Here is a 6,631-nt window from a genome sequence, read left to right as displayed (position 1 = left end):
GTCCTTCGGGCGCTGCCGACTTTCCTCATTTGACGGGCGGTGTGTACAAGAAACGGGAACGTATTCACCGTGGTCTGCTGACCCACGATTACTACCAAGTCCAACTTCATGCGGGCGAGTTGCAGCCCACAATCTGAACTGAGGAAGGGTTTAAGGATTAGCTCCGCCTTGCGGTTTAGCGACCCTTTGTCCCTCACCATTGTAGGATGTGTGTTGCCCTGGGCGTAAGCGCCGTGCTGACTTGACGTCGTCCCCTCCTTCCTCCCCGCTAGTAGCGAGGCAGTCTCCCGTGATATACAACACGGGACAGGGGTTGCGCTCGTTGCGGCACTTAAGCCGACGCCTCACGGTACGAGCTGACGACAGCCATGCAGCAGCTGTCTAATTGTCCTTGCGGAAGATCTCTGTTTCCAGAAATCGCCAAATAGATTTCAAGCCCAGGTAAGGTTCTTCGCTTTGTATCGAATTAAACCACATGCTCCCCTGGTTGTGCGTTTCCCCGTCAATTCCTTTGAGTTTTAGCCTTGCGGCCGTACTCCCCAGGCGGCTCACTTAACGCGTTAGCTTACGTCACTCCGAGTAAACTCAGAATAACTAGTGAGCAAAGTTTACAGCTTGGACTACAGGGGTCTCTAATCCCTTTTGCTCCCCAAGCTTTCGTTCATCAGTGTCAGTGGATTCCTAAAGGCCTGCCTTCGCCCTTGGTGTTCTTCTCGATATCAACGGATTTCACCCCTACACCGAGAATTCCAGCCTTCCCGAAATCACTCAAGTCTGGCAGTATGACTGGCAGTTTCTCCGTTGAGCGGAGAGATTTCACCAATCACTTACCAAACCACCTACGACACTCTTTACGCCCAGTAAATCCGGATAATGCTTGCACCCTACGTATCACCGAGGCTTCTGGCACGTAGTTAGCAGGTGCTTTCTAGGGAGGTACCATCATTATTTTCCCTCCCCACAGCGGTTTACGACCCGAAGGCCTTCATCCCGCACGCGGCGTCGCTCGGTCAGACTTTCGTCCATTGCCGAATATTCCTAGTTGCTGCCACCCGTAGGTGTAGGTACCGTGTATCAGTTACCTTGTGGAGGGCCACGCTCTCACGCCCCCTACCCGTCATCGCCTTGGTAGGCCATTACCCCACCAACAAGCTGATAGGGCGCAGGCTCCTCTCTCGGCGGCCAGTTACAGCCTTTCTTCATAAAGAACTTATGGAGGATTACCCCATCTTTCGATGAGCTATCCTTCACCAAGAGGTAGATTCCTACGCATTACTCACCCGTCTGCCGCTGTCCTTGCGGACCGCTCGACTTGCATGCCTAAGGCACGTCGCCAGCATTCATCCTGAGCCAGGATCAAACTCTCAAATAAAAAACTTTCTACCACTCCTTGAATTGACAAAAAAAGAGTTATTAAATTTTCAAAGAACCGAAAAAAAATCCCGCCAGTGTGGCGGGTTCATTCCCCATCAACTGGTCAGAACTTATTTCATAGTTAGAATTATATAAACTAAAATTCTCCCCGTCAATCAGCAATATAAAAATTTATAATTCATTAACTTATTCTAGCTTAAATGCATTATAATAAAACTAAAGGGGGTGAGGTTAAATGGCAGCTAAAAAAATCGGTACAGTCATTCATTTTTACGATAAAATTTTAGTGGCGATTGTTAAATTATCCGCTCCTTTAAAAACCAACGACTCGATTAAACTTAAGCATGGCGACAAAGAATTTACCCAAACCGTTGACTCAATTGAATTAGAGCATAAAAAAATCGCCGGAGCGAAAAAAGGTGACGAGGTCGGCCTTAAAGTCAATCAGCCAGTTAAAGAAAAAACTGAAGTCTTTCTGGTTTAATTCAAGCATCAGTTTATTATTCCGCCGCCCAGACACTCATGGCCGTGGTAAATTACCGCCATTTGGCCTGGGGCAATCCCGTACTCGCTTTTTGCCAACTTCACCTTTTTACCGATAATCTTACAAGGAATCAATCTTCCCTGATGTCGAATCCTACATTCTAATCTTTCATCATTAATCAGATCTCGGACATCTTTATTTATCCAACTCCATATCTCCACCTCAAGTTCTTTTTTAGCTAAATCTTGCTTTTTCCCCACTATCAATCTATTTCGCTTTATATCTTTCTGTATCACAAACCATGGTCTGGCAAATCTCTGGCCAATGGTATAAAACTCAAAACCCTGGTGTTTTCCGATCACTAAATATTTATTTTTCTCATCATTCGTTAATCTTTTATCGTTAATCTTTAATCTTCTTACTACTTCCCCCTCGTGTTCTTTAATCTTTCTTTTCAGAAAATCCCGAAAATTTAAATCGTGGCCAATAAAACAAATGCCCGTTGAGTCTTTCTTATTCCACACCCCTAGTCCTCTTTTTTTCGCCTCCTGCCTCACTTGTTTTTTCGTCAGATGTCCAATCGGAAACATCACCCGGCTTAACTGTTCTTCTTTCAGCATTGCCAGAAAATATGTCTGATCTTTTTTCTCATCTACCGACCGGAGCAAGTGAGTCGACGCAGTCAATGTAAATTTTCGCGCGCTAACTTCTGGCGTGCCTGCCCGCCTCTGGCGGGAGCACGATAAAATTTCGTATGCCGAGCCAAATTTCACTTGAGCGTAGTGCCCCGTCGCCACATAATCAAATTTATTCTTCAAACTCCATTCTAAAAACATCCCAAATTTTATTTCCTGGTTACATAAAATATCCGGGTTCGGCGTTCTCCCCTTTTTATATTCCCGATAAAAAATATCCAGCACTTTCTGTTTGTATTCTCTCTTAAAATCCAACACCTTAAACGGAATTTTTAATTTTAACGCCACTGCTAACGCGTCTTTTCTGTCTTCATCCGTCCGGCAACCCGGTTCATTCCAACATTCCAAAAACACTCCCGTTACTTTATAGCCTTGTTCTTTAAGAAACGCCGCCGCTACCGCACTGTCTACTCCTCCGGAAATTCCTACCGCTACTTTCATGAAGCTATTTTAGCTTATATACGGTTCTACCAAAACATTATATTTTTCCAACATTTTTGTCATCGCCACAGCCTTACTGATCGGGTCTCCGTTCAGCAACTTGGCCAGACTTGATCCATATCTAGTGTTAGGAAAAAACACTAAAACAGGACAATCCTCGCCATATTCCATCTCCGCCGCAATATCTTCACCCCTATCTTGTTTATAAGCACTGATAACATCTTCTATCTGATCTGCATTATCGTTCTCTGAACCATTTCCGCTTATCATCTGCTTAAAAGTGCCATTATTTTCTGTTGATAAATGAAATTGCCCAAAAGGAATTTTAACTCTCACACTCCCGTCCTCAACTGTATCCGCACATAACAAACCAGCTAGGTCGACATTATCAACTCTTACCCGGCACATGAATATTGCTGTCTGTGGTTTTATTCTGGCTTCCTCAAACAGAACTTCTAAATCGTTTTCCGAACGAGCCTCATATAGTTTATTCATAATCCCGCGACTGTATCACAACCTATAGCATTTTGTCAATAATCTGCCGAATCACCTCCCTAATTTCCGGCAATAATCTGCCATTTTTATCCACCACCTTGCGCTTAAATACCAACCGCCCCATTCTTGATCTGGATTTTAACAAACTTCCCTTTTCCACCACCCGATCCGCCAACACAAACTCGTCTTTGCTCTTCAAGTCTAATAAACTAAATCCGTCACGAACGTATTGAATTTTGGCGCAGACATGAGTCGGATTTGCGCGCGCAATCATGTTGCCCTTCGGGCACGCGTGAGCACGCAAAGACGATTCTGTCGAGCCAAATCTATATACTCCCGCCTTCATTTTTTTCGTCACTCTCGCCTCTTCTGCCTCCAAACTATGCATCACTAATTGTGCCCCTTGCATCGGCTGGCAATATTCTTTATTCACTTCTTCCAAATCCATCTCATAATCCAACCCCAGCCATTCCGCCAAATGCCAAACATCAAACGGCATTATACCTTGCTCCACCTGCATCATCGTCAGCACCGGAAACGCCCCGGTATATCTGGCATTACATTCAATTGGAACAATTGAACCTCCCGCAGCCTTGTGCAAAGGAGGACTCACTATAACATCCAATCCAAAAATCCCTTTATACCCTTTTTTATAAATATGCTCTCCCCATTTTTTACATAAATCCTCGGCCTCTTTTTGTGCTTTTTCCTCGAAATCCACAATCCAGTCATGCCCCTGCCACACCCCCGCCCGACCGTCAATTTCCCCCAGTTCCGGCTGATCAATAATCTGTTTTTGCACCCGGCCGCAAACCACTCCGTAGCGGGTAACGCAACCAATAATGCTGGCCGCCTCGCCTTCAATAAACTTCGTCACATTCACCCATTCCAAATCTTTATCTTTTTTAATTTCTTTCTCTCTTACTATCTGTCTAAACTTTCTAAAATCCTGCTTATTTCTGATAAAAAATGTCCCTGCCCCGCCGCCATTAACGCTGTCCGCTAGCTGAAACACTAATTTCTCCCCTAACTGCTGTTTAAATTCTTCCCATTTTCTCTCGCTTAAATCTTTTACCTTCAAGGACTCTCCTTGAATTGGTTCAATCCCGGCTTTTACCAATTCTTCCCTGAAAATCCGCTTATTCTCCAACGGATTTCTGATCACCCCGGCTGTCGACATTAATTTTAAATTTAAAGCTTCCACAATTTTATCTATCCTGACCGTCCCCTTGTAAACAAATAGGCCCAGATTCGGCGCAGACAATGCTAATTTTTCGCGCGCAATCATGTGCGCCCATCGGGCAACGCGTGAGCACGGAAAATTTCGTCCTGACGAATCAAAAAAATTCTGCGCCTCTTCTGTCTCCAGCATTGTGCTGGTATTTTCTTTTTCAATCTTAATTCCCCCTAAATTTTTCTCCATACTCACCACCGGACAAAGTTTCCTGATTGCCTCTAAATCGCTGGTTTCCAAATATGACAAAATCGAAAAATTAGGTAATAAATAAGCCAATGCCACCCTCGGCCACGCCGTCACTCCTACGCCAATAATTGGAAAATCTTTCGGGAACAACTTCTTTATCTCTTTTAAATTCTCAAATCTCGCCGCTATTTTCATGCCGCTATTTTACCACACGCCCTGTCTACGAGGAGTCTCCTTGCAGGATAAATGCCGGCAATTCAGTCAATCTTTTTCAAAAGAAAATAACCGAAAGCGATACAGGCAATATAAATTTTGCGCGCGCAATCATGCTGCCCTTCGGGCGCGCGTGAGCACGTCAAAATTTCGTGTTGCCGAATCGCTGACAACTCCCTAGGCTTCTTGCCCCGCCTCGCTCTCTTTTACTCGCACACTAAATCCCAGCAAGTCCCTGCGGCCGATAATCATCGACCGCTTTAGCTTGGACCGGTCCGACACCGATGCCTGGGTTTTAATCTTTTTCCCTTTCAAATAAAATGTCAGTCCGATTACTTTTCTCTCCTCCCGGCCCAGCGCACTTCGGTAGGCTTTTTCCCATAAAATATTTTCCGGATCTAGTAGTCCGAATTTTTTGGCTAAATCTTCATCTAAAGACGTCCGGAAAGCACCGGTATCAATTTTCACTTTTAACTGGTGTTTTTCTCCTAAAAAATCTTCCACCTCCACCTCTTCAAAAATCCCGATCGCCAGGCTGCCGCCATGCATAGACGCCTCTTCTTCCCGCACACCAAATAGCTGTTTGGCAATATTAATTCCCTGTTTCTCAGTTTTTACTTTCAACCCCTCCACCCGCTCTAGTCTTCGTTTTAAACCTGCCTCATTAGCCAGCTGGATTTTCAATCCCGGCTGGGCATTGACTTCCAAAACCATCGGCTGGGATTTTAACTTGCCGGTTTTCGTTCTTCTTGGCTGCAACACAATATCCACCCGACAAAAACCTAAGCCTACCACCTCGGCGGTTTTCACTGCCAATTCCAACACCTCATCCCATCTGGGAATTTGAATTCCCCCTAAGCGCCGTCGGGAATCCGGAAAAAACTTAATCTCACTGGTGTACTTCACTGCCTTAGTCGTCACCCCGGTTGCCATATCCACCCCGCAGGCAATCGCTCCCTGAAACATATTGGCCTTACCGTGCGATTCCTTGGTCGGCAACCTTAAAAAGGCCATTACCGGAATCTGGTTAAACACTAATACGCCGATGTCCGGCGTGCCGTTAACGCAAATCGGCTCAAACCGCGGATGGACCCGGACTCTTTCTTCAATAAATGCCCGGTCCGGCAAATCCAGCATCGAATACCGTCCTGACAGAATATCGGAAATGTGCAGTTTAATATCCGATTCTGTTAATTTCTGACCATCCACCGTTTGCCACTGATCCACTACCAAAATCCCTTCTCCCCCCAACCCCTGGCTCGGCTTCACCACAAAACTTTCCGCTAGTTTTGTAAAATCAAACTGCTCCGCCGCCTGTTCTGTTTTAAACATTTTATACAGCTTTGGCACCGCTAAATGCGCCTTTCTCAACAACGATTTTGTCATCAACTTCGAATCGGCAATTTGTTTTGCTTTTGCCCGGTTATACCGCGACTGGTACAGATGGTTCCGGCTGTTCATGCCGAGAATGTCAGATATTTTCATAAACTATTAAACATTGGTAAC

5 protein-coding genes and 1 rRNA gene are annotated in these 6,631 nt (G+C 45.2%); 1 reads left to right on the top strand and 5 read right to left on the bottom strand.

The window, feature by feature from the left end; all coding sequences use genetic code 11:
* Positions 1-1,372, bottom strand: a 16S ribosomal RNA gene (locus NTZ93_01055); the annotation flags it as partial.
* Between the two features lie 237 nt (positions 1,373-1,609).
* Between NTZ93_01055 and NTZ93_01050 the strand changes: the two genes are divergently transcribed.
* Positions 1,610-1,858: a hypothetical protein gene (locus NTZ93_01050; GenBank protein ID MCX6816444.1), complete on the top strand. Its 249-nt coding sequence runs from the start codon at positions 1,610-1,612 to the stop codon at positions 1,856-1,858.
* An 8-nt stretch (positions 1,859-1,866) separates the two neighbouring features.
* Here the strand turns inward: NTZ93_01050 and NTZ93_01045 are convergent, their stop codons facing one another.
* The 4 genes from NTZ93_01045 to NTZ93_01030 form a co-directional block, all read right to left on the bottom strand.
* On the bottom strand, positions 1,867-2,994 hold the full coding sequence (locus NTZ93_01045) for a tRNA 2-thiouridine(34) synthase MnmA (protein ID MCX6816443.1): 1,128 nt from the start codon (positions 2,992-2,994) through the stop codon (positions 1,867-1,869).
* Positions 2,995-3,003: 9 nt separating this feature from the next.
* Positions 3,004-3,489, bottom strand: a complete 486-nt coding sequence (locus tag NTZ93_01040; protein ID MCX6816442.1) for a hypothetical protein — start codon at positions 3,487-3,489, stop codon at positions 3,004-3,006.
* 22 nt (positions 3,490-3,511) lie between these two features.
* Positions 3,512-5,107 (bottom strand): ATP-grasp domain-containing protein, encoded by a 1,596-nt coding sequence (locus tag NTZ93_01035; GenBank protein MCX6816441.1) that lies wholly within the window; start codon positions 5,105-5,107, stop codon positions 3,512-3,514.
* A gap of 195 nt (positions 5,108-5,302) precedes the next feature.
* Positions 5,303-6,610 carry an ATP-grasp domain-containing protein gene (locus tag NTZ93_01030; protein MCX6816440.1) on the bottom strand — a complete coding sequence of 436 codons (1,308 nt, stop codon included), beginning with the start codon at positions 6,608-6,610 and terminating at the stop codon, positions 5,303-5,305.
* Positions 6,611-6,631 lie beyond the last annotated feature (21 nt).

The organism is Candidatus Beckwithbacteria bacterium, from assembly GCA_026397255.1.
Taxonomy (GTDB): domain Bacteria; phylum Patescibacteriota; class Microgenomatia; order UBA1400; family CG1-02-47-37; genus JAPLVF01.
This window is presented reverse-complemented; position numbering and strand designations above follow the sequence as displayed.